Genomic DNA, 22,542 nt, shown 5'->3' on the forward strand with positions numbered 1-22,542 from the left:
TTTCTATCAATCAATTGAAAAATTTCAGCTGATTGATAGGGATATAATCCCACACTTTGCTTGAAAGGAAGGCGATAGTACGAAAGGCAGAAAATATTTATCCTACATCCTTGTGTTCATACTGCTGTTCTCTTCAATGCCTCCACCAGCGAAGGCAGCAGATTTTATTATGAAGGGAAATAACCCTCAAAGAACACATTATGTAACGGATTATCAGTTTCCTTATAAATATGTTAGAACTATAACTGATGGAAATCATTTAAAAAACACCAGTTCCGGTCCTATCATAGAAAATAACATCATGTATGATCTTTCTACAGAAGATTCAACCTTTGTAGCATACGATATGACTAATGGCACAGTTTTATGGAGGAGAATTTTATCTGGCACAGGCAGTTTATCTGGACACCCTGGAAATGCAACTGTTGTCCATAACCCTAACAATCCTGCTGATGTTAGATTGGTGGTTCCGGCAGGAGAAGAAATTTATGTTTTAGATGAAAAAACCGGAACGCCTTTAAAACAATTCATAACACGAGTAAAGGGACAAGTTAACCGATTTGCCGATGGTCCACTTTGTCTTTCTAATGGCGATTGCTATATAGGGAGCTGGAATCATCATATATATGGTTTTAATGTTCTTGATAGCAGCAGTACTCCCTTCATGGACTACAACGCAGGTGGCGTAATCTCTGGGTCAGGTACATTAGCCCAGAATGGATCAACCATTGTTTTCGGTGTAGATAGATATCCTGGGAAGATTCTAACTTTCAATGTTGCTAGTAGATCATTCAAAAGTTCAAAGACAACAGACGTGGGGGTATCTGGTGACTGTACGACTCCCGATGGGACAACCGTTTACTGTGTTGATAAAACGACAAAGCTGTATACTTGGAATCTAAGCAGTGGAGCCTTTAACAAGTATGATGGGGCATCTGCTCTACAGGGCTCAAACTGGAAAATGATCTTTGCACCTGCTTACGATCCTGTCAGCAAAAGTTTATATATCACAGTGAACAAACGTAATACAGGGGAAGGCTACTTGTTTAAATATAATCCTTCTAATGGTTCTTATAAGCAGCTTCACTATGAAAGTGCAGGCATAGCTGGTTCTCCAGTTGCGATTGCGAACGGGGCTGTTATGTATGCGACAGGGAAGGGCAATATAAAAGCTGTCAATGGAAGTAACGGTGCTGATTTTTCATGGTATCGTGACAGCTCAGGTAAGCAGTATAGTTTCTATCAAATGAGTGGCGTACGATCTTACTCCGAACTAGCATTAGGTGGAGGAAACAAAAAAGTGCTAGTTGTAAACGGGGCTGGAGGAATCTATCAATTTGAACCTGATTATGCCAACATTCATGCTATGAGCATAACCGCTTTAGATTCAAGTGGTAATTCTAAAACGACCTTTACCGATACTGAACCCATTACCATTCGAGGCACTTTTCGGAATGATGGGACGCGAGCTGTAAATAATGTAGAACACATTGCTACCATGAATGGCACAAACCAAAGTGTCATCACCAAGAATTATTCCGTTAACCAAACGAATAATGTGGACCAAGTTTATTCAAGCTTAGCGCCTGGAACTTATACGTTTGTCTTTAAAGCTGATCCAAGTAATAAGATTCAAGAAAGTGACGAGACAGATAATAATACAGGTTCGATTACGATCACAGTAACGGCAACGAAACCTGATTTAGCTGGACAATCAGCTAGCACTTATGACCGCAACGTGGTAGCAAAAACAACCTTCAATTATGGGGAGCCCGTGACAGTTAAAGGAGTTTTTAAGAATATTGGAACTCGAAATGCTAGTGGTGTGAATCACACGTTCACATTAAATGGAACTCAGCAAGGAAATGCAGGGGTAGTCGATTATTCAGTAGGTCAATCGAAAACGATTTCTCAGACCTTCTCCAATCTTCCCGCCGGTAATTATACGGTGTATGGAACTGCGGATTATACGAATTCCATTGCGGAGTCAAGCGAGACGAACAATAATACGCCAACGGCATCCTTTACAGTTAGCGCAGTACCTCCTCCTACAACTATCAATATTGCAGCACAAAGTATCAAAGCTTACGATAGTACAGGGACAACGGAACAGTACCAATTTAATGCTGGCGCTACGATTCAAATTAAAACGACCTACCAAAATACAGGTTCTTCTATTGTTAATAGTGTGGAGCATACGATTTACGTAAATGGAGTACAGCAAACCATCACAACAGCCAATTATACGGCGGGTGGCTCGAATACATTGACGTTTTCACTAAGTGGGTTAAGCCCCGGTATCTATCAAATATATGGACTCGGTGACCCTAACAATAAAGTAACGGAAAGTGATGAAACAGATAATCAGACGAATACGATTACCGTTTTAATCAAAGCTCCGACATCACCTTTCATTATTGCTGATAGTATGAAATCGTATAAGACATCAGACACAACGAAAACTAGCACAAGCACCTTTGGTCCGAATGACAACATAAGTGTAGATGGGAACTTTGAAAACATCGGAAATGCTTCTGCATCAAATGTAGAGCATGCGACTTATGTGGATGGAGTAGAAGTAGGTTCAAGGATTTTAAAGAATTACGGGCTAGCACCGAGTAACACGAATACGGTCACAGCATCACTAGGGAAATTAGCAAGAGGAACGCACACCATTAAAATGGTGGCCGATCCAGAAAATAAGATTTTGATGAATAATCCTAATAATACGTTTATTCAAGCAGCAAGTACTGCTAATCCTAATCCCTATGACAATTATTTGACCTTTGACCAAACAGCAGCAACATCTTACCAGTTATCTAATATTGCTACTGATACAACAACAGCAAACGCTAAGACAACCGTAGAATTTTGGATGAATTGGGACGGTACTGAATTTGAGATGCCTTTAGGATTTTCAGGTTATGACCTTTTCATGGCATCAGGGTATTTTGGATTTAACACAGGTCGATCCGATTTTTACGGTAACACCTACGCGAACATGGGGATTACTCCAAACAAATGGATTCATGTATCAGCTGTTTTTAATAACGGGAATATCGATTTAGGTAAGATCTATATCAACGGTGTACAAAAAACGCTAGTTGATAAGTTTTTTGACCCAACTAATTATTCAACACATGCGACTGTCAATGTAGCAAACAAACTAACCGTTTCAGGTTTTAACGACGTATCAGGTAAGTATAACCTTAGCGGCAAATTAGCAGCGGTAAAAGTTTGGAATTATGAACGAACCCAAAGCCAAATACAGAGTGACATGAATGTAAAAGTAACAGGCAACGAAGCGGGTTTAGTGACTCATTTGGATTCACCTTCTGACAGTCTTGATTTAACCAACACTTCACAAGAAGTAGCCTTGAGTAACATTCCTGTCAATACGGCCGCAGGTGCAGTAAACACCGTAGAATTTTGGGTGAATTGGGATGGTACAAATGGTTCGTTACCGATCTCTTTTTCTAGTAACTATACGATTTGGATTACGTCAAACGGTATAGGGTTTAATACTCTAAATGGGGATATGATGGGCGCACCGATAGGCAGTAACATCATAGGTAAGTGGACACATGTAACGGCTAGTTTTTATAACGGAGTCATCTCGCCAACTTCAGTTGTGTTGTATATAAATGGTGTTAAACAAACATTAAGTGCAATTGGGCAACCCACACCAACAACTCCATATTCAGTTTCACCAAACTTACATCTCGCAGGAAATGTGTCTGGGTTAAAATTTACTGGACAATTAGCGGACGTTAGAGTTTGGAAAGGCGCAAGAACGGCTGCTCAAGTCACAAGTGACATGACAGGAAGTTTAACAGGCAACGAGGCTGGATTAGCGGGATATTGGACGCCAGACGATTATACAACTTCGAAAGTTTATGACCATTCAACAGCTAAAAATGATGGAGCACCCGTAGGATTTACTCCTATTCAGTTTGTAAGTCAAGCAACACCGAATGGGATTCAACTGGAGTGGGAAAATGCTGGCGATAATACAACATATGAACTGCAAAGAGATGGCGTTGATATTTATTCTGGTCAGGATTTATCTTATGTTGATACAAATGTTACTCCAAACACGCAATACACATATCAATTAATCGCAAGAACTCCAAATGGAGAAAGCACAAACTCCTTGGTGAACCAAACATACAGTAAGGAAATTGATACAACCATAACGGTTCAAGGCACTCCGCCTACTGCTAAATTTTCTTCTGTAAGCTCGGCCTTGCAAAATAGCAATATCACATTTACCAACCAAACAACAGAGCCAGATGGGGATCAAGTTTCTTATTCTTGGTTGATCAAGATCGCAACTGATCCAGATACATCTTATAGCGAATTCTCTGATGTGGTAAATCCTAATAATTTTTTTGATACACCTGGGACTTACACGGTGAAGCTGGTTGCATCGGATATCGATGGTCAATCCGAGTATACGCAAAATATCACGATTACACCAAGTACGGTAGTACCAGGGTTTACAGATGACTCTCCTTATTATATTGGAGACACTTGCACTCTGACCAGTACCGCATACGATACAAATGGACTAAGTTTAACCTATGATTATCTGATTGTTAAGCCAGATGGAAGTAGCTTTCATTCAACGAATACAAATCCATCTTTCACCTGTGATCAGGCGGGCGATTACAACGTGACACAAACTGTCCAAAACACACTAGGAAATACCGCTACTTATCAAGGTGTAATCACAGCAATTCCTAGAACATTAACGCCAGGATTTATAGACGATTCACCGTATATTGTCGGTGATATGGTTAACATCACGAGCACGGCATTCGGTGCTCCGGGCGCTACGCTAAGTTATCTTTATACAATCGTTTGTCCGGACGGAAGTTCCTTTACGTCCACTGCTGTTAACCCAGCCTTTATTGGTTCACAGGTTGGGACATATACAGTAACACAAGCGGTAACAGATAATTTTGGAAACCAAGCCACGTATACGGATTATGTTATTGTCGATAATTTACCGCCAGTTGCAGGATTTACGACGGATAAGGCATCGTATTTCAATGACCAAAAAGTCTATGTCACGTCAACCGCGTATGACCAAAACGGAGATCCTTTAACGTATCAGTATACGGTCACTGCACCAGATGGAAGCACAGCTACTTATAGTGATGTAAATCCATCTTTCAATTCATTGCAAATTGGTACGTATACCATTGACCAAGTTGTGACCGATCCATACGGTGCGACCGATGAATATGTAAATACGATCACGGTGGTAAATCGACCGCCAAACGCTGCTTTTGTAACAGATAAACCATCTTATACGGTAAACGACACGATTTCTGTTACTTCTGCAGCCACGGACCCGGATAATCAACCTTTAACCTATGTATATCAGATTACCGACCCGAATGGCGTTGTGACAACGCAAAATGTCGCGAATTTCACGATTCCGGCTAATGTCATCGGAAACTGGACGATAACACAGACTGTAACAGATCCATACGGTGCAAGTTCGAGTATTTCGTCTACTATTCCAGTCACAGACCTGAGTATCATTGGTCATGTAGATCATACTCCGGATTGGACAGCTAAGCATCAAGCACTTGGGCATAATCCACAGGATTTCTATAGCGGAGAGACCTTTGTGTTACATGCGGATGTATCATCCTATCCAAAGGATTACGTAAAAGCAACATTAACGGCACCATTGGTGGATGGAACCACTTATACAGAAACAGTTTTGCTAAATAAAGACAGCGAAACTCAATATTCATTAGATTACTATAGGGATTCATTTTCACAACCTGCAACTTACTTAAAAAATGGTCCTGCTCAATTCACGTTTGAAGTGAGATATAGTAATGGTGAAATTCGAACCGATGTCGTTAATGTTAATATCATTGGAAACGTATATGATGCATTAAATCTTCATAGGACGTATTAAAAAAGAAAAAAGATGACTATCCAGATTAGCATAAAAAACAGCAACTGAGTCGAACTCAGTTGCTGTTTTAATTAATATTAAAGGTCTTTACTGTTGATGTTTTTCAAAGCACTTCTTTCTTAACTCATAGAAAAGAACTACCAAGGGGTGCTCGTTTTCATTTAACTTGATTTTGTTGAATCGTCTTTTCCCTAATCGTTTATCAATTAAAGAAAAAGCTTTATATATAGGGTTGTTTGAAGTCAGTATTTCTTCATAAGGTATGTTCATATAATTCCATAGATTATGGGTAATGTGGTATGTGTCGTGAATACCCAGTTTATAAATTTCTTCTACCTTTTGGGATTTAATTTGTACCTTAAATGCTTCCTTGTAGAAGGTATTGCTGTTAGCAAAAACTTTATCAGCTTTACTCGGAAAAGGGGTTACATACCAATGATAATAGCCACCATCAAATATTTTCTTTCCATCTAATGTTATCCACACTTCGCCAACATCATCATGTGCATCGTGATAACACGTCAAGTGGACATCAATTCTTTCTCTTAATTCAGGCGCGAAGAACTCTTTTATTTTTTTTCTTAATTTTGACCACATCATATATAAAGCCCACTCCCTAAATGCCTCTCATAAATAGATTTTATACTTTAATTAACTATTTAGCAGATGTTTTAACATGCAAATCAGCAAGTGCACATAAAATTTATGTACACTTTCCAATTACGATGCTAAATTGAGTGCTAATTTTATAACTAAAACTAAATAAAGATTGATATAACAACAAAAGAAAAGGTACCAATTATATATGTGAATTGTACCTCCAAATAGCTTGCTTTTTATATTTTTCTCCTTCTGAACCGAACCCGTTAACTATCCAGGTCATCTTTTTTCTTTTTCCCCTAAAAAAATACAAAATGAATTGTTGTATGTCGCCTTTATGATAAGCTATACATCTAATGAAGCTTTTAGAAAGTAATATATTATGATTACTTGTTGCAAAATAAAGATTAAACTATAACATTTTTGGTTTATGCTAATGTTTTAAAACAAATGAAACCAATAGGGCTTAGAATTGAGCCCTTTTATCATGTAGTTAAGATATACTTCACAACACTATGTTCCAAAGGAATAGTTATAATGTGTAAATCAGCAAAAGCAGAACGGAATAAAGGCAGCTATGGGGAAAATGAATGAAACAATACATAACGATACACTTCGAAAGTGATTGCATGATGGATCATCATTTAAGAGATTGTACTCTGTCTACCTATTCCTTTTCGGGAGTTTGGTTATTTCATCGAGAAGAGATAAATATTGAGATAGCGGAGAATGCCGACATTCGGATGTTTTTATCCGTAGCGTTATTGCTCAACGGTGTAGGTATCTATTTGTTCGATGAAGATAAAGATGGCAATGTATACACTGGAGATTGGTATGAATATCCTGATTTAGAATCAGCGGTTTTGTGCAGTGAATTACCGTTAGAAGTGTCTATAAGGCTAAAAAAAGAAGTTTCTATTTTAGATTCACTGTTTAATGAGTTAGGGGAGTGAGAAAGGATAATGGATACAAAAAAGATAGTCGGTGAGAATATTAGACTTTATATCGACTCAGTTGGAAGAAATAATCAATGGGTTATCAATAAGACAGGAATACCAAGAGCTACCTTTTACAATTTATTAAATGGAGAAGGTGACCTATCGAAGGGAATTGAAAAACTAAATGAGCTTTTCGGAATTAAAGATCCTTTTTATTTTTTTACTGAGGACTTACAACTACCACAAACATTAAAGGAAAAACAAAGGAAAGCGGAATTTAGGAATTTAGTAGCGGCTGAAGGGGAAGAGAAAGAGTTTCAAAAAACCCTAGATATATTAAGCGATTTTATTAAAATGATTGAATTATTAAGGCCATATGAAAATCTAAGCTGATACTCCCATACTGAAGGAGTGGGCTTTCCCGTTCGGGTAATATTCAACCCAAAAACATATCCAATATAGGATTTTTATACATAGATGGTGGCATCTGATAGTTCTCCTTCCATTGATATTATAAGAATTAACTATTATACTTCTAACTGTAGGCTGCGATGAAGGATTGTTTCTATCTGGGCACTTGAACACTCTGGAGCAAGTAGTGCAACCGACCATTATTCTAGTTTAATGGTTTTCGGCAAAAACTTTTAAACTTCGTAAGTGAATAACTGCATTATAGACGACCCCCAGTTATTTGATTCCTTAACCGAATAGTTTAGTAATTAATACTTTGCTACTACTAAAATAAATACTTATTTCTATAATAATTGTGGAATCTAAAAGTTTGTACTAGGTTTTCTTCTATAATAAAGTCAGTAGAAATGAAGCGAGGGTTTAATAAAATGCGACAACTCAAAGAAAACAAAGGTTTAGAAAAAATATCAATGGCTACAAAAGAGTATGTAGTAAGGGAAACGAAAGTACTTATTAGTGACGATACAGTATTAGAGCATGTATCTTTAACCAAAGAGATTACGACGGTATGGGAAGACTGCGTGAACGAGAAAGTAGAAGTATTGTTTGCAACTTCTCAGGAATATCCTCTATCTAATTTAGAACGTACAAATAGGGATATGCTTTTAGACCAAGCGTATATTGAAAAAAAATATAAACTTACAAGGGAAAAAGCAAGAGAATATCTCTTGGACAAAAATGTAGAAGATTTGTATGCAGAAATTTAATATGATAAGTGATTCATTTCCTTCCTCCACATAGGAGGCGGGGAAGATAAAAAGAAGTGTGTCCATTCACACTTCTTTTTTTTTGAAAAAAACAGCAAGTAATAAGCTTTAAAAATTTTATTTTTAAAAGCCTTAAAATCTGAACCACCCAAAGATACAATGATTAATGCTAAAGATCCTACTGATTTTGTTTTTTATAAATAAGCAGGAGTTTGGCTAAAGAACCTTTTCTTGAAAAGGAGACAACACTTATCTTTACAAAAAAAATAATTAGAAAGGAGGATATTTTACAAATGAATATTGAAACACCAAAAGGCTTTAAGATGAAAATTTCGTCAAAGGTTATAGTGACATTTTTCCGTTTTCTTTTTGGGACTGCAGGAAGTACCTTGCTTTATTATCTTCACTCTTTTATCCATTAAGAATACCCATGGTTGCCAGGCGAAAACGCTTGGCTTTTATCCTTTCCTGCAAGAAGACCCCATCTGAGTTGTGTTACAGGCAAAACCTTCAAATTCTATGAAGATGCTCTTTTTATTGGAGGAGTACTGTGCAGAGTAGACTATATCGACAAACAGCATCAATCATTAAATTCAAATAATGGAATTCCCACCCATATAGTGACAAATATAGAAAATTGGTGCATTATGTAAATAGTTTATAAATGCTTCATCCTGGTGTCACCCTTCAGGTGAAACGGATTTTTACAGTAGAACAGAAAAAAGCCCTGCTTTTGTTGACCATTTCGATAATGTAAAGCACTGTTTCATTGAAGCCGTTCTGCCAATCTATCAGGGATTCTTTCTACTAATCTGCGTTTACCGAAATCACTTGGTAACAATGTCATAAATAGGAGCGTTATATTATCGAGTTTGAACCAAAACGCAAAAGATATTAAAAAAGATAAGGGGACACCCCCTTCTTTTACATCAAATAGGAGAATATAAGGAGAATAAACATATGTTATTTTGGACAGGTTGTTTCGCTTTTTTCTTTTTGCTTGCTACACCAACCTTTTGGAAATGGGTAAATAAAAGGAAGAAGAAAAAATGGATAGGCTTTTGGCAGTTAGGAAAAGTGGTTTTTGCATTAATTTTTGGATTTTGGATTGGGTATTTATCTTTAGCTGACCACAATATATCTGCTCTTGTTTCAAAACTTATTCCAATTTATCTCATCATACTAATCGCAGATGGTTTATTATGGTCGAGCTTTAGAGATAAGGTTAAAAAGGAAAAAGAAACAAAAAAGGAAACTAAAAAAGAAGAAAAGAATTCAATATGGTTTGGTATTGGAGTGCTTTTGTCACTTACATGGATATTTATGACGTGCATTTATCCTTTCACTATCAAAAAAGATTTATATAGTTTAGTCCATGTTCAAACCAATCAAAGCAAAATGCAAGTTATGGATATCAAACATATTCCGACAGTCCCAATTGAATCGGCTTTTTATAAAGCTGAAAAACTAATTGGTGGCATTCCGAATTCTTCTTACTATAAATTAGGGGATTTGACCAGACAAAAAATAAATGGAGAAGAATATTGGGTAGCTCCTATTGAATTTAAAGGGTTCTTTCAAAGCCTAAAAGCAAAAACTACACCAGGATATATCAAAGTATCAGCCGAACGGCAAGATGATGAAGGAACATTGGTGGACAGTTATCATATGAAGTATGTGCCTTCTGCTTATTTTGGAAATTCTATGGAACGAAAAATAAGAGAGAAATACCCACATGATATTTTGTTCGGAGGAGGCTTCGAGCCAAATGACCAAGGAAAACCTTATTATGTTGTAGCTGTGGGGCATTATGCGAAATATCGAAGCGGAGAAGTGGTTGACGGAGCTGTTTTGGTGAATCCAGAAACAGGAGAAATGCAAAAGTACTCTATTAAAAATGTACCTTCTTTCGTAGATTATGTAATTCCATCAAGTGTCGCATCTGATTATAACGAATATCAAGCCAAATACAAACATGGATTTTGGAATACCATATTTGGAAAACAAGATATTAGTGAAGTGACAGAATGGCATTCTGGAGAAGAAGTGTTAGGCGTGTATGGGGCAGATGGACATATGTATTGGTTTACTGACCATACAAACCCTGGTAGCACCTCAATGGTGGGCTATACCTTGATGGATGGAAGAACAGGTCAGTTTACGTATTACACAGGTTCCAAAGGTTTTGCTGATGGTAAGGCAAGTTTAAATGCTGTTCATAATACCTTTAAGAAAGACCAGTGGACAGGAACCAATCCTATTCTTTACAACATCTATGGAACAGAAACTTGGTACATTCCAGTAGTTGATTCTAACGGACTGTTGAGAAAAATAGCGATGGTGAACGCTCAAAATCCACAAATTGTTGCCTATGGGGATACAAAACAGGAAGCGTTGGATGGCTATAAGCTATTATTGGCAACGGAGAAAAATCAAAACAATGCAATACCAACAGATAAATCTGACTTAAAAGAAATTACAGGTAAAGTCCTTCGAGTCAGCACAACCACCATGAATGGTGATAATGTTATACAAGTCTTGTTGGAAAATAGCGACAAGGTATTCAATATTAATCCGCAACAAGCCGTTTATGCTTCTTTTATTAAAGAAGGAGATGTACTAAAAATGTCTTATTCGGATACAGGTGAGACGATGATTTCAACAGAAACAGTCTACAACGAAACCTTGAAACGATAACAAAATTTCAAATCACAATAGAAATAGCATAGTAACACTCATAAGAAAAGCAGGGATAATCTACAAGAGATTTTCCTGCTTTTTTGGCTCACTCCTCTCTTTTTGACAAATATTTTATAAATAGACTAAAGGTTTGTGAGGTATCTGGGTTACTTCCATCATAAAAAGCAATATCAGTGGTTCTACCTGTCCAATAAACATCAAAAAATCCATTTTCTTTGTATTTCATTTTCAGTATATTAGAGTTAACTTCTTGGTGTTGTACTACATAATATTATATATACTATATAAGTAGTTTAGATTATGGCGAAAAAGGAGGGATGATGAAATGTATATAACATTAAGTGATCTTTATCTGATAAAAAAATCACTAGAAAGTAAAAAGAGTAGTAATGAGGCTATTATAGTAGTAGACTTTCAAGATAGATTAACTGGAAGTAAACACCGTATGAATGAGGAATCTATTAAAGAAACTAAAAGTGAACTTGAAAACATAAAGGAATTATTGGACAGTGTAGAACAGGAAATAGGTTATTTAGAGTACAGGCAACTGGACGGTATATATACGGTGGATTATTTAGAAGTTGAACAGAATAACTTACGTGTAGCTTTTAAAAAGTAGGGGGTCCGGTGGGCCTCTATTTTTTTTGTTTAAAAATCACAAATTTAATGTCCTTTATTTTGTGATTTTTGCAAGTGCCCTTTTGAATTGGTTTTGAATCAATAAAAGGAGGGCATGAAAATGTCGGATAACGGTTTTTTCGTCGCTTTATCGAGATGTTTGATGATCCTATCGGCAGATAATTCTAGGGCTTCCGATCATCCATTCTATCATCCCGTTTTATTTTAACATAACAAAGAGCGCTGAAGGTCAGCGCTCTTTGTTTCAGGCATCCATATAGGGTGCGACAGCGATTTTTAAGTATATCAACCAAATTTTCATCCAAAAACAACCATTAATTTGGATAATTCAAGCACTAATCAAAAAAAGGGAGAAATATCGCCAAAAAATCCCTTTATTTTCGGTGCGAATCCCCCATGGAATTCATGTTCACTCCCCATTCGCACCCAACCTACCATTATAATATGCGCCAACCAATCCAATCTTATGTACAACCTTGGCAAAACACCAAGGTATCTTTTTCTCCTTCTTGAATGAGGAACTAGATTAAGGTATAATAGTGGTATTCAAACAATTTTCTTTTTCTTTTTTTAGCGACCGCATTTCATTACAGGTCAGCTGTTAACTACTAAACAATTTGAAGCCTCTGGGCTAAGGTTAGATACTTTTTTGTATCTTTAATGAACCTTTGTCCCAGGGGCTTTTTTGTTGTCTTTGGAAAAGTGTGTGTTTGAAAGTAAATAAACGTTTAGAAAGAGGGAGTATTTATTATGAAAGTTGAGAGTTTGATGATTTGTCATGTTTGCTGTGGTTCATGTGAAGAAATGTTTGTCCGAATTAAGGGGAAATCTTATTGCTCGGATCATTGTCTTTGCAAAGGTGAAGGGGAGGAAGAAAATGTTTAAACTAACTTGTTTTGCTTCCATTCACCCAACCGCACTCGGACAGGCTATTAAAGCCGTAAATTTCAAAGATATGAAAGATAAATTTGTATGGCAAATGGATGGTGCTCAGTTTGTAATAGAGCCATTCCGCAATTACCGCGACCACCAAGCGTCATACGGTTACAGAGTCTATTTCGATGGTTCCATTGACGGGGCACTCTATTTATTTGAAATGTCAATGGGGGTTTTTTCACCTGAAATAACCGGGGTGGAATATTCCTTACACCATCATTCTAAGAATCAAGAAACATGGATTAAAGACTTTCTTAATAGACCGTCTTTCCGTACAACTGATGTTCGGGGAGTATTTCTAAAAGGGTCTATAGGCATTGTCTGTCTACCTGATTCTTCCGTAAACATACAGATTCGAAAAAAGACCAAAGCATATAAATTGATAGAGTTACTAAAAGAGATCGATTGTCTTAAGCATGACATTATGCCAGTAGACTACGATCTCTTTTCTGTTGAAGGGGTTGCCATATGACGGTATTCAACTTCTATACTCAAAAAAGTCAATTTACGATTGGCCCCAATTATGTGGTCAAAAATGGCGGAGAAGTTATTGCGGAGGGGTCTATCTTTATCTTCCAGCTGCTACTTGGATATCCAGCTTGGATTTTCGTGAATGCAGATGAAAGTGAGGCTCCTCAAATTATTAAAACCGAGCCTGTTATTTCGGTCTTACCTGAGAATGAATTCTTTGATGGGATTCAAAACCCGCCTAAGCATCTTTATCAGGTAGATTTTCTTGAAAGAAAAAGACCAAAAAGAATGACAGTGACTGCTGTAGATGAGCATCATGTAAGGGTATTTTTAAAAACCCATTACACGGAGGCAACAAACATACTTATTAAACAACGTATTAAGGAGAGAGTGTCATGCTAAAAAATAAAATCGAAGCGTATTTTAAAGGATCGTATAAGAATAATATCTTATTTAATATGCTGAAAAGAAAAGGGAAATTTATTCGATTAGATTCAAAATTAGGTTATGTATATTGTCTTTCGTTAGAAGACGCAGGATGGAATGGGATCGATTGTACAGTCGCTTTGAAGTCAGGAAGATTGACGATAATTGATGCTTTTTCAAGCGAATCTTATGCATATGCTTTAGCCTAATTTGTAGAGTGACTTTATTAAATATCTCATAACCCCCTTTCTAGCAGGGAGTAAAAAACTTTTGCTCCCCTTTTTGCTAGATGGGGAGCGTTATTGGGAGGAACAGTAACATGAATTTTGAAACAAACCAAAATGCTGCTGAAATAATGGAGTCTTTATTGATTAAAGGGATTTATGGCGAACTTAAACAGGCCGAAAAAAATTTGAAAGCGATCAAATCTGCCATGCATCATCAATTGCATGACAGTGAAGCAAAGCGGCATGAATTCGAAAAGGTTAATGTTGTGGCTAAGTTTGTGCCGAAAAAAATCTACGATGTAGATTATAAAGGCATTGTTGAGCATTTATTTAATTATCTGCATCCTGAAATTGCGTGTCGTGCGATAAAAATAGATGTGAAATCCCTTAAAGACAAGCCAGAGATTTTAGATGAGTTAGAGTTATATAAAAGGACGCCAACCTATTATGTAAAGCCTTCTTTGAATAAGTCAGGTAAGGGGTTAACAGGTACTCCTGAACTTGATTTTGAAAGCTTAAACATTCATCAATTGGCAAAGGAGTTTACTATTCTAAATCCAACCTATAAGCAGCTGGAAGAAGTTTATGAGAATTCGAAAGCACAAATGCTACAGTGTCCAGAATTGAATGAGAAAAAGAAGCTCAGTCATCAATATGGGTCTGTTTCACTTGTACAAAATCAAGCTGAATATAGAATTTTCAAGTTGCTTGAGGATTTTGGAGAGGATTTTTTAATAGAACACTGTGTTCCGAATAGCAGTAAAGTTCAATGGTTTATTGATAATCGGTTGTTAAGCAAGTCGGATATCGACGCGTTTAAAACGATTAAAGATATCCGTTTAGACTTTATCGTGATGCCACTGGATGTTGAAAGAGAAATATTGACCATGCAAAGTCAACGTCGTTTGGATTTATCATTACGCAATTTGGGCTAACAAAATATGGAGAATGAGTACTGACATGTATTTTAACAAACTCTCGGAGGTATGAAAAAGTGGGAAACAATATTAGAACAATGGAATTATTAGGCGAGGATTATTGGAGCAGACCAGTTTACAAATGTATAGAAACGGGAAACTTATATAAAGACATAACGCTCGGAAGTGAGAGACCCGAATTATATAGTTGTGGGAATGATTTCGAAGGGGAGCCCGATTTTCCTATCAAAAGTGAGTTAGAAATACATTTCAAAGTAACAGAAAAACAAACGAATCGAGAAGATAGATTTAATTATATGTTATTGGATCGATTGAGAATGGACTGTGAGTATTTTTTAGGAAATGGAAACAGAAATGTAAAACATCTGTGGGCGAATAACGAAAAAGATCACATTGGTAAAATGAAAGACTTATATAATAGTTTTGATGAAAAGCCAGAGTGGCTAACGTATGAACAAATTTTACACTATGAAAAATTAATAAGTAATAGTAAATAAAACGAGTACAAGTCCCTATCTACAACACTGAGTGGTGAGGTTAAAAATGACGAAAAGAACGTATTATACGGTTGTCGCAACTGTATATGTTGAGAGAATAGAAAAGTATCAAAAAATGGCTGGATATGTTCCTGCATTAGATGAGGAACATGCCTACAAAGTGGCTAAAGCCTATTGTATGGACCGATATAACTGTCCTATGCATAAAGTGTATATTGAAGCTCTTTGTCCAGCAAAGGATCAAGAGTTAGCTACAAGTATTCCTGTTGCAATCGATACCCGCAGTTACGATGAATTAGTATCTGGGGATGGATTATTTAGCGTTGAGAGGGATTTGCTTAATTTCAATACCTAAGCCTAAATTTTGCCAACGGATTGCAACTACAATTGACCAAAGAGAACAGAAGCCTTTATCTATAGCGTAGATAAGGGCTTTTCTCTAATTTTAAGAACAATAAAATAGTAAAGGAGGACGTCCTCTTGCTAAACACATGATTTAGCGCAGGGGACACCTCCCTTGCTGTGTTTAGTAGTGGACTAAAATAAACATGAATGACATTTTTCAAGAGATTAAAGACCATATGAAAGAGGTTTATTTGCAAGATGATATGCCAATGGCTTTGGCCTATTCCGGTGGAAAGGATTCGACTCTACTTTTACTTTTGTTGTGGGAAATGCTTGCTTCTTTGCCACAAGAACAAAGGAAAAAATCCGTCTATTTAATCTCGTCGGACACTGGAGTGGAAACACCAGATATGACGGATTATGTACACAGAGCCATCGGAAAAATTCAGCAGAGTGCTGAACAGCAAAATATACCGATTGTCACCAGTTTAGTAAAACCAAATATGAAGCAATCATTCTTTTGGAAAGTAATTGGCAAAGGTACTCTTGTACCCACACCAAACACTAAACATAGATGGTGCACTCATACTTTAAAAATAGATCCAACAAAAGAGAAATTAAAAGAACTTTTAGTCCAATCACCGATTAAATTAGGTAGTCAGCAGAAGCATCAGTTAATTTTAATGCTTGGGACCAGGAATGAGGAATCGGCACGTAGAGCGGCATCCATTTCGCGTTATGCTTTAAGCGAGGAATCCTATTTCAGTCGCCATAGTGATTTCAATGAAATTTTGTGTTACCAGCCTTTGCGCTTCGTATCCGCTGATTTTTTGTGGTTTAAACTTATGGATTATGAAACCCTACCTTTTGGAGTGAAAATGAGTGAGTTAACAGTTCAATACGGGGAATCGATTTTAGAGTGCGGTGTTAAGGTAAGTTCAGAACAAGGGAAAGCTTGTAGTGCTGCTGGCAATCGCGCAGGTTGTTGGACTTGCGGGTTAGTTAGTGGTCGAGATCCTATGCTACTTAGACAAATCCAAGAAGGAAAATCGAAATACCAGTATCTCCTTGAATGGAAAGAACTCATGTTGCGAATGAGGAACGACATTAGATACCGCGAGGTGCTGCCTCGACAACAATTCAATAAAAAGTTGAAGGAACTCTCACAAGACCGTGATAGATCGAATCAAATCGGATTGTTTGAGTTAGATGAAAATCCTTACATCGACCGTTACCATACGTTTAAACGTGCGGAATATAACGAATATGCCCCAGGTGCAATGACTGTTGAGGGGAGAAGGATTTTACTTCAGTATCTATTGTTTATTCAAGAGCAAACGGGCTATAAACTCATTACTGAATACGAGATTCTGGCCATTCTGGATTGTTGGAAAGAAACAGATGGAATAATAGTTTCCCGGAATGAGTTAGTCCCAACAGAATTTTCATATGACGGCGAGTTAATATTCCTTCCTAACAAGAAAGTAAATCGAAAACTGACGAAAAATCCTAATCCTATATTCTATGTGAACATAGACTTAAAGATGGATGAAGGTGAGCTGTATGAGTTTCTAAAGGAACGTCAACAAAGCACAGGGAAAAGTTACTTCTTTTTCCCTAACACGTTTGAAATTAAGGAACACACATTGGTTTGGAATCAGGTATCCTTTGTCGTTTGTTCCAAGGGAATTGAAACTTCCATACAGGCGCATGAAGCAGTGTTCGAATGGTTAGGATGGGTATATGGCTCGTTCACAGAAAAAACACATAAAGCGGCTCTTAATCACTTACTCTTATCTGCGTTGGGTGAAGGTGTCGTAAATAAATTAAAAGAGGAAAAAAAGAAAGCCTTGTCGATGTTGCCAAAAGTGGAAGTTCCACTTCTAGAGCAGGAAAATGGACAGTTCAGTTTAGCAATTTAACAGTTAAAATATTATTATTAGCAAAATCATCATGCAGAGGAGCTTTATTGCTTCTCTGTTTTTTTGTCTGTTTCGTAAAAATTGTTACCTGTATTATGTAAAATATAAAAGGCCACCCCTCTTTTAATCTTTTAATATGGGATAGCCATTTATATATCTCTCTTATACATATATTGTCTGATCCATTCTACAGCTTCTTCATAAGGTGGTCTAGTTTTGTCATTTGCAATCGTTTTGGTCCAATAAAAGACTTCATCATCATCTACCATTAATCCATATCCATTCCAATCTAAGAATACGAAGGCTGCTAAATAAGATGTACGCTTGTTACCATCGGCAAAACAATGACCACTTGCAAGGTAGTAATGGTAAATAGCTGCTTTTTCTTCAATCGTAGGGAAGCGTTCATAGTCACCAAAACCGGACATAGGTAATGCTAACTTTGCTTCAAGTTTGCCTTTTTCTCTGCCAGGGAGACCACCATAGTCACGTAACGCCATATCATGTAATTCTACTACATCTTCTACCGTGAGATACTCAATTGCCATTAATTCTTGCTAAGTCTCTCCAAGGCTTTGCCATTTTGCTTAACCGCCTTTTCATAGCTAGCCTGGATTCTTTTTTTGCGATCTGTAGATTGTGATTGTTTTTTAATAGCTAATACAGTCATATCTTCTTCATCCCTTTTCTTTTTCATGGAACATCTCTCCTCTCATATACGGATGTATATGTTAGGTTGTCCACAATTAGAATCTTTTAACCCTGACTATTAGTGATTTTTTCCCTACACTACTTTTCTTTACTTTACACGACTATTATCTAATAATCTACCAAATCTATTAAATTTGTAGAAAGAAAATAACCGACAAATAACTACAAAAAATAGAAGATCCATACTACATAACAGGATGAGACACGATTCGAGAATAGACTGCGAGTTAGGGTGGTTCATAATCTAACTATTAAACCTTTTACGAAAGTGTTTAATGTGATAAAATTAGTTAAATAAATCAAGCGCAATGGGAAATACCCAAGAATTAATAGGTTGATAGTCAACCTTTATTTCTTTGGGTATTTTTTGCGTTTTTAAAGCTTTTTTTGAAATTTGGTAAGGTTATATACGGAAAAACAGGGGGAAAACAAATGAAATTAGCAAAGCTAACGTTAGGCACCATGATTGTTAGCTGTAGTTTTGTAGGAAACCTTTCAGCGAAAGCAGCAACGGATGATACTACAAAAAGGATCGATCAACAGCTTCAAACTATTCAACTTCAACTAAACAAAATGGATAGTGACATTAATGTCATACAAAACGAGGAGACTCTATTAGAAAGACAACTAAGTAAATTGAAGTTGGCTATTATCGAAAATGAAAAGAAGGTACAAGAGACCGATGCCCAGCTTGCAAACGCAGAAGGGGAAATACATGATTTACAACTAAATATAGATTCATATAAATCAAAACTAGGCATTCAAAGTATGAATCTGAATATCGATAGTCTTACTCCTGTCCTTTCATTAGAGAATGAGGGAACTCCAGATACACTCTCTTCCTATGAAGCTACTAAACGATTATTTGAAAATACGAGTGAGTTAAATAATTTAATTTCAGTGAATGATACGTTAGAAGAAAAAATTAAGAATGCTAATTCATTAAAAGAAGATCTTGCGGGGATGTCTGAACTATTGACGGACCAAGCGAAAGAAAAAAACGACCTTTTGAATGACTTAGAAACTGAAGAAACGACCGCTAAGAAAAATAGGGATAGTCTTTTTAACGAGAGCCAAACCTTAACCAAACATAAGTCCGAAATTGAAAGAGCGATACAGAATGAACAAGATCGTTTGGACGGGAATTGGAGTACTCAACCGACCGAATCATATACTCCTACTATCAATTTGGCACCTGGTGAAGTACCGCAACAACTAATGAAATATTATCTCTATGCAGAACAAAAATATGGAGTGCCATGGTATTACTTGGCGGCTATTAATAAGATTGAAACCAACTTCAATACTGACTCTACAATGGTTTCAACAGTTGGAGCCATTGGTCCGATGCAGTTTCTTCCCGCCACATGGGTTGGACAAAAATATTCGACGGGCGGGGGATTAGTAGACCCCAATTTAGATATTACAAATTTGCAGACCATTAAAGCTGGGAATGGCTATGGAGTAGATGCGGATAATGACGGTATGGCAAACCCTTGGGATATCGCGGATAGTATTGCTACAGCAGCCAACTATCTTTCTGCAAATGGTTTTGCAACGGATATTCGAAAGGCTATTTGGCACTACAATCATGCAGACTGGTATGTGGATGAAGTCATTGCTCTAGCTGAAACATATAAAAATAATTCAGCCCCCACAAGTTCAGCAGCTATTCAGTTGAACGCTGGAAAAGAGAACGATGTGGTGACAGTTGGTTACAGGTGGATCAACAATTCCGTTTATGTATTTGGTGGAGGAAGAAATCAAAGCGACATTCAGCAGGGTATATTCGATTGCTCAAGTTTTGTCCATTGGGCTTTTGCTCAAATAGGAATTAACTTAGGTGAACTTAGTTCGGTTAGTACGGACACCTTAAAGGCAATGGGCGAACCAGTAAATGAAAGTGACATTCGCCCTGGTGATTTAGTGTTTTTTGATACGTATAAGAAGGATGGGCATGTTGGCATTTATATAGGAAACGGGAAGTTTATTGGAGCTCAAAGTTCTACGGGTGTAGCCATTGCGGATATGACGACAGGATATTGGAAAGAAAAATTCAATCATAGAGTAATTCGAATACTCAAATAAAGCCTTGCATTGTAAACAAGATAGTATAATTGATGAAATGGATAAAGGAATTGTCCGATACAAATGTTAAAGGGGTTTGAACAGTGGAAGAAGTAGAAGTAACAAAAAATGGTTTAGAAAAAGAAGAAGTTAGTACGTCATACGGATTAACAGATTTGGAAAGATTAAAAACGTACGTTGGTAATAACACCGACAAATTCTTTAAAAGATGGGGTATAAAGGATGATCCATCTTTCGACTTAAATGAGTACGAACCAACACAATTCAATTGGAACTGGCCTGCGTTTTTCTTAGGAGGTTGGTGGTTTGCATATAGAAAGATGTTCCTCTTTGCTATTGTAATTGAGGTAATCAATTTTATGATAACAATACTAACAAACTCAGGTTTAATGGATAGTTTAGAAATAGGTTCGAATGTGCTATTGGCTATAATGGGAAATTGGTTTTATTTTAAAAAAGCAAAAGAAGATATTTTAAAAATAAAGCAAAAGAATCTTTCAGCGGTAGAAGAATTAGAAGAGTTAACGAAAACGGGAAGAACAAGTGTACCTTACTGTTTGCTTATCTTTGCAGTTGTAGCGGTCATAAAAGTTACTTGGATGATTGTAAAACATAAATTATTCTAACTAATAACAACCATTTGCACCGAAATGAAGCTTTTGTTAAAGTCGATGTTTATAAAAAAGATGCGATGCTTTACCCCTTTGGATATGCTTTGTCTAAAGGGTTTTTTTATGGTGTAACCTTATTCCGCAATCGGGCCATATTCTTGAATAACACAGGTAATTAATCTTGGATATTTAAAGGTGAATAAACAGCGATTGTGAAGGAATTCACTTAAAGTAACTGGGCAGGATAATTCAACAAGCATTGTATCATAATAATATAAGGAAACTATTGTCAGGTGGTGTTTAAAAATTATTGTTGAAATTTATCAGGTTCCCAAAAAAGTAAAAGTAAATGGAGTTTATTCCCTTGATTATATTGATGATGACATTGGAGAGAATTTTGAACCAATCGTTTCTAAAAAACCTCTTAAAAAAGGTGACATATTGACAGTTATTGCAAAGATTGAAAGTAAAAAGTTTATTTCAGGATTTGGATACATCTTTTATGATGATGAATTAGTACTTAGCTCAGAAATTGATGTTAGCTTTTGTGTTCAGACAACATAGTAGAAACCATAGTACTCAACTAACGGGTGCCTTAGTTTAAGTACAATTAAGAGATTTTAGGATTGAGATCCCTTAATTAAAACACTATCCAAATACATAAGATTCCCGTTACACAAGATAATATATTTGAGGTGAATCAATGATGAAAAGAATAACATTTCTTTTTTTTATGGCTGCATTACTTTTCACTCCACTTTCTTTTGTAAAAGCAGAAGTTTATGAAAGTCAAAAGGACAAAATGAAACCATTCGTTGAAAATGCTTCTGCTAATGATTTTCTTCTAGGGTTTATTCAACCAAAAGTAAATAACATCATTAAAAAAGAATATGGAAAAGAAATGCGTTGGCAATGGGTTAAAGTAAAAGATATTTTTAGCTACACTGTTTCAAATGAACCAAAATACTATAAAGTAAAAACAGTGGTGACTGTGGATGATTATTACAAGCCAAAGTCAAAATTTACATTTGATTCAATAACTTTAAAAATAACGCCACAGGATGGTCATTTAAATTCAACTGATTCAGGAGCAAAAGTTGAACTATTTGAATATAAACACAGTATTAAGGAAAGATATACTCATTAATTTTGAGAAACCGTCGAAAGACGGTTTAGTTTTATGTGTTAAACTGAATTTTGCAAGTGATATAAGCACGACCATCTTTAACTGTCTGGCAGTGGATTTTGCTGCCTTACAAAACTAAACGATCGGGCGAAAGAATTGAAGAATTTATGGACTGCAGCAGCAGTCCATTTTATCATGGGCGTTAATCCGTTAAATGGCAGGATAGTGGAGGAATTTGGGAAGAAAAA

Annotated in this window: 20 protein-coding genes and 1 riboswitch; of the genes, 17 read left to right on the forward strand and 3 right to left on the reverse strand. The window is 36.4% G+C overall.

Annotation, left to right across the window (positions count from 1 at the left end; translation table 11 throughout):
• Positions 1 to 136 precede the first annotated feature (136 nt).
• On the forward strand, positions 137 to 5,941 hold the full coding sequence (locus tag HPT25_RS26320; RefSeq protein ID WP_217270004.1) for a CARDB domain-containing protein: 5,805 nt from the start codon (positions 137 to 139) through the stop codon (positions 5,939 to 5,941).
• Between the two features lie 87 nt (positions 5,942 to 6,028).
• Here the strand turns inward: HPT25_RS26320 and HPT25_RS26325 are convergent, their stop codons facing one another.
• Entirely contained in the window at positions 6,029 to 6,541 is a 513-nt protein-coding gene (locus HPT25_RS26325) for an SF0329 family protein (protein WP_173071576.1), read from the reverse strand.
• 590 nt (positions 6,542 to 7,131) lie between these two features.
• Here HPT25_RS26325 and HPT25_RS26330 point away from each other — a divergent pair.
• From HPT25_RS26330 to HPT25_RS26385, 13 genes are all read left to right on the forward strand, one after another.
• Positions 7,132 to 7,494: a hypothetical protein gene (locus HPT25_RS26330; RefSeq protein ID WP_173071578.1), complete on the forward strand. Its 363-nt coding sequence runs from the start codon at positions 7,132 to 7,134 to the stop codon at positions 7,492 to 7,494.
• A gap of 9 nt (positions 7,495 to 7,503) precedes the next feature.
• Positions 7,504 to 7,872, forward strand: coding sequence for a hypothetical protein (locus HPT25_RS26335; protein WP_173071580.1), 369 nt, complete (start codon positions 7,504 to 7,506; stop codon positions 7,870 to 7,872).
• A gap of 144 nt (positions 7,873 to 8,016) precedes the next feature.
• Positions 8,017 to 8,098, forward strand: a riboswitch (cyclic di-GMP riboswitch).
• 199 nt (positions 8,099 to 8,297) lie between these two features.
• Positions 8,298 to 8,657 carry a hypothetical protein gene (locus HPT25_RS26340; RefSeq protein ID WP_217270005.1) on the forward strand — a complete coding sequence of 120 codons (360 nt, stop codon included), beginning with the start codon at positions 8,298 to 8,300 and terminating at the stop codon, positions 8,655 to 8,657.
• Between the two features lie 293 nt (positions 8,658 to 8,950).
• Positions 8,951 to 9,079, forward strand: coding sequence for a hypothetical protein (locus HPT25_RS29190; RefSeq protein ID WP_281368290.1), 129 nt, complete (start codon positions 8,951 to 8,953; stop codon positions 9,077 to 9,079).
• Positions 9,080 to 9,617: 538 nt separating this feature from the next.
• A complete protein-coding gene (locus HPT25_RS26345; protein WP_173071585.1) occupies positions 9,618 to 11,354 on the forward strand; it encodes a hypothetical protein in 1,737 nt (578 codons plus the stop codon).
• A 328-nt stretch (positions 11,355 to 11,682) separates the two neighbouring features.
• Positions 11,683 to 11,976: a hypothetical protein gene (locus HPT25_RS26350; RefSeq protein WP_173071587.1), complete on the forward strand. Its 294-nt coding sequence runs from the start codon at positions 11,683 to 11,685 to the stop codon at positions 11,974 to 11,976.
• Positions 11,977 to 12,873: 897 nt separating this feature from the next.
• On the forward strand, positions 12,874 to 13,404 hold the full coding sequence (locus tag HPT25_RS26355) for a hypothetical protein (RefSeq protein WP_173071589.1): 531 nt from the start codon (positions 12,874 to 12,876) through the stop codon (positions 13,402 to 13,404).
• Positions 13,401 to 13,805, forward strand: a complete 405-nt coding sequence (locus HPT25_RS26360) for a hypothetical protein (RefSeq protein ID WP_173071590.1) — start codon at positions 13,401 to 13,403, stop codon at positions 13,803 to 13,805. Before HPT25_RS26355 ends, HPT25_RS26360 begins: the two co-directional genes overlap by 4 nt.
• Positions 13,799 to 14,038: a hypothetical protein gene (locus HPT25_RS26365; RefSeq protein WP_173071591.1), complete on the forward strand. Its 240-nt coding sequence runs from the start codon at positions 13,799 to 13,801 to the stop codon at positions 14,036 to 14,038. The genes HPT25_RS26360 and HPT25_RS26365 overlap by 7 nt, the downstream gene beginning before the upstream one ends.
• A gap of 110 nt (positions 14,039 to 14,148) precedes the next feature.
• On the forward strand, positions 14,149 to 14,991 hold the full coding sequence (locus tag HPT25_RS26370; protein ID WP_173071592.1) for a hypothetical protein: 843 nt from the start codon (positions 14,149 to 14,151) through the stop codon (positions 14,989 to 14,991).
• A gap of 59 nt (positions 14,992 to 15,050) precedes the next feature.
• Positions 15,051 to 15,491, forward strand: a complete 441-nt coding sequence (locus HPT25_RS29305; RefSeq protein WP_312857361.1) for an LPD11 domain-containing protein — start codon at positions 15,051 to 15,053, stop codon at positions 15,489 to 15,491.
• Positions 15,492 to 15,537: 46 nt separating this feature from the next.
• A complete protein-coding gene (locus HPT25_RS26380; protein WP_173071593.1) occupies positions 15,538 to 15,846 on the forward strand; it encodes a hypothetical protein in 309 nt (102 codons plus the stop codon).
• Between the two features lie 193 nt (positions 15,847 to 16,039).
• Complete coding sequence (locus HPT25_RS26385; RefSeq protein ID WP_173071594.1) at positions 16,040 to 17,758, forward strand: phosphoadenosine phosphosulfate reductase domain-containing protein; 1,719 nt, start codon at positions 16,040 to 16,042, stop codon at positions 17,756 to 17,758.
• A gap of 149 nt (positions 17,759 to 17,907) precedes the next feature.
• Here the strand turns inward: HPT25_RS26385 and HPT25_RS26390 are convergent, their stop codons facing one another.
• Both HPT25_RS26390 and HPT25_RS26395 read right to left on the reverse strand, forming a co-directional pair.
• Positions 17,908 to 18,306, reverse strand: coding sequence for a type II toxin-antitoxin system death-on-curing family toxin (locus tag HPT25_RS26390; RefSeq protein WP_173071595.1), 399 nt, complete (start codon positions 18,304 to 18,306; stop codon positions 17,908 to 17,910).
• Positions 18,306 to 18,455 (reverse strand): hypothetical protein, encoded by a 150-nt coding sequence (locus HPT25_RS26395; RefSeq protein WP_173071597.1) that lies wholly within the window; start codon positions 18,453 to 18,455, stop codon positions 18,306 to 18,308. The genes HPT25_RS26390 and HPT25_RS26395 overlap by 1 nt, the downstream gene beginning before the upstream one ends.
• Before the next feature lie 446 nt (positions 18,456 to 18,901).
• Here HPT25_RS26395 and HPT25_RS26400 point away from each other — a divergent pair, with 446 nt between their 5' ends.
• The 3 genes from HPT25_RS26400 to HPT25_RS26410 all read left to right on the forward strand — a co-directional run bounded on the left by HPT25_RS26400 (position 18,902) and on the right by HPT25_RS26410 (position 22,315).
• The gene (locus HPT25_RS26400) at positions 18,902 to 20,557 is read left to right on the forward strand and encodes a bifunctional lytic transglycosylase/C40 family peptidase (RefSeq protein WP_246277401.1); all 1,656 of its coding nucleotides are present in this window, start codon (positions 18,902 to 18,904) and stop codon (positions 20,555 to 20,557) included.
• An 83-nt stretch (positions 20,558 to 20,640) separates the two neighbouring features.
• Positions 20,641 to 21,183 (forward strand): DUF2628 domain-containing protein, encoded by a 543-nt coding sequence (locus tag HPT25_RS26405; protein ID WP_173071599.1) that lies wholly within the window; start codon positions 20,641 to 20,643, stop codon positions 21,181 to 21,183.
• Positions 21,184 to 21,901: 718 nt separating this feature from the next.
• Positions 21,902 to 22,315, forward strand: coding sequence for a DUF3888 domain-containing protein (locus tag HPT25_RS26410; protein WP_217270006.1), 414 nt, complete (start codon positions 21,902 to 21,904; stop codon positions 22,313 to 22,315).
• Positions 22,316 to 22,542 lie beyond the last annotated feature (227 nt).

It is taken from the genome of Neobacillus endophyticus, assembly GCF_013248975.1.
GTDB classification, from domain to species: Bacteria; Bacillota; Bacilli; order Bacillales; family Cytobacillaceae; genus Neobacillus; species Neobacillus endophyticus.

Bases quoted from the DNA above. Each gene is read 5' to 3' on its own strand.
- HPT25_RS26400 (WP_246277401.1), top strand. From the start codon at position 18,902: ATGAAATTAGCAAAGCTAACGTTAGGCACCATGATTGTTAGCTGTAGT.
- HPT25_RS26370 (WP_173071592.1), top strand. From the start codon at position 14,149: ATGAATTTTGAAACAAACCAAAATGCTGCTGAAATAATGGAGTCTTTA.
- HPT25_RS26365 (WP_173071591.1), top strand. From the start codon at position 13,799: ATGCTAAAAAATAAAATCGAAGCGTATTTTAAAGGATCGTATAAGAAT.
- HPT25_RS26360 (WP_173071590.1), top strand. From the start codon at position 13,401: ATGACGGTATTCAACTTCTATACTCAAAAAAGTCAATTTACGATTGGC.
- HPT25_RS26330 (WP_173071578.1), top strand. From the start codon at position 7,132: ATGAAACAATACATAACGATACACTTCGAAAGTGATTGCATGATGGAT.
- HPT25_RS26350 (WP_173071587.1), top strand. From the start codon at position 11,683: ATGTATATAACATTAAGTGATCTTTATCTGATAAAAAAATCACTAGAA.
- HPT25_RS26410 (WP_217270006.1), top strand. From the start codon at position 21,902: ATGGCTGCATTACTTTTCACTCCACTTTCTTTTGTAAAAGCAGAAGTT.
- HPT25_RS26325 (WP_173071576.1), bottom strand. From the start codon at position 6,541: ATGATGTGGTCAAAATTAAGAAAAAAAATAAAAGAGTTCTTCGCGCCT.
- HPT25_RS29190 (WP_281368290.1), top strand. From the start codon at position 8,951: ATGAATATTGAAACACCAAAAGGCTTTAAGATGAAAATTTCGTCAAAG.
- HPT25_RS26355 (WP_173071589.1), top strand. From the start codon at position 12,874: ATGTTTAAACTAACTTGTTTTGCTTCCATTCACCCAACCGCACTCGGA.
- HPT25_RS26390 (WP_173071595.1), bottom strand. From the start codon at position 18,306: ATGGCAATTGAGTATCTCACGGTAGAAGATGTAGTAGAATTACATGAT.
- HPT25_RS26335 (WP_173071580.1), top strand. From the start codon at position 7,504: ATGGATACAAAAAAGATAGTCGGTGAGAATATTAGACTTTATATCGAC.
- HPT25_RS26380 (WP_173071593.1), top strand. From the start codon at position 15,538: ATGACGAAAAGAACGTATTATACGGTTGTCGCAACTGTATATGTTGAG.
- HPT25_RS26345 (WP_173071585.1), top strand. From the start codon at position 9,618: ATGTTATTTTGGACAGGTTGTTTCGCTTTTTTCTTTTTGCTTGCTACA.
- HPT25_RS26320 (WP_217270004.1), top strand. From the start codon at position 137: ATGCCTCCACCAGCGAAGGCAGCAGATTTTATTATGAAGGGAAATAAC.
- HPT25_RS26385 (WP_173071594.1), top strand. From the start codon at position 16,040: ATGAATGACATTTTTCAAGAGATTAAAGACCATATGAAAGAGGTTTAT.
- HPT25_RS26340 (WP_217270005.1), top strand. From the start codon at position 8,298: ATGAAGCGAGGGTTTAATAAAATGCGACAACTCAAAGAAAACAAAGGT.
- HPT25_RS26395 (WP_173071597.1), bottom strand. From the start codon at position 18,455: ATGAAAAAGAAAAGGGATGAAGAAGATATGACTGTATTAGCTATTAAA.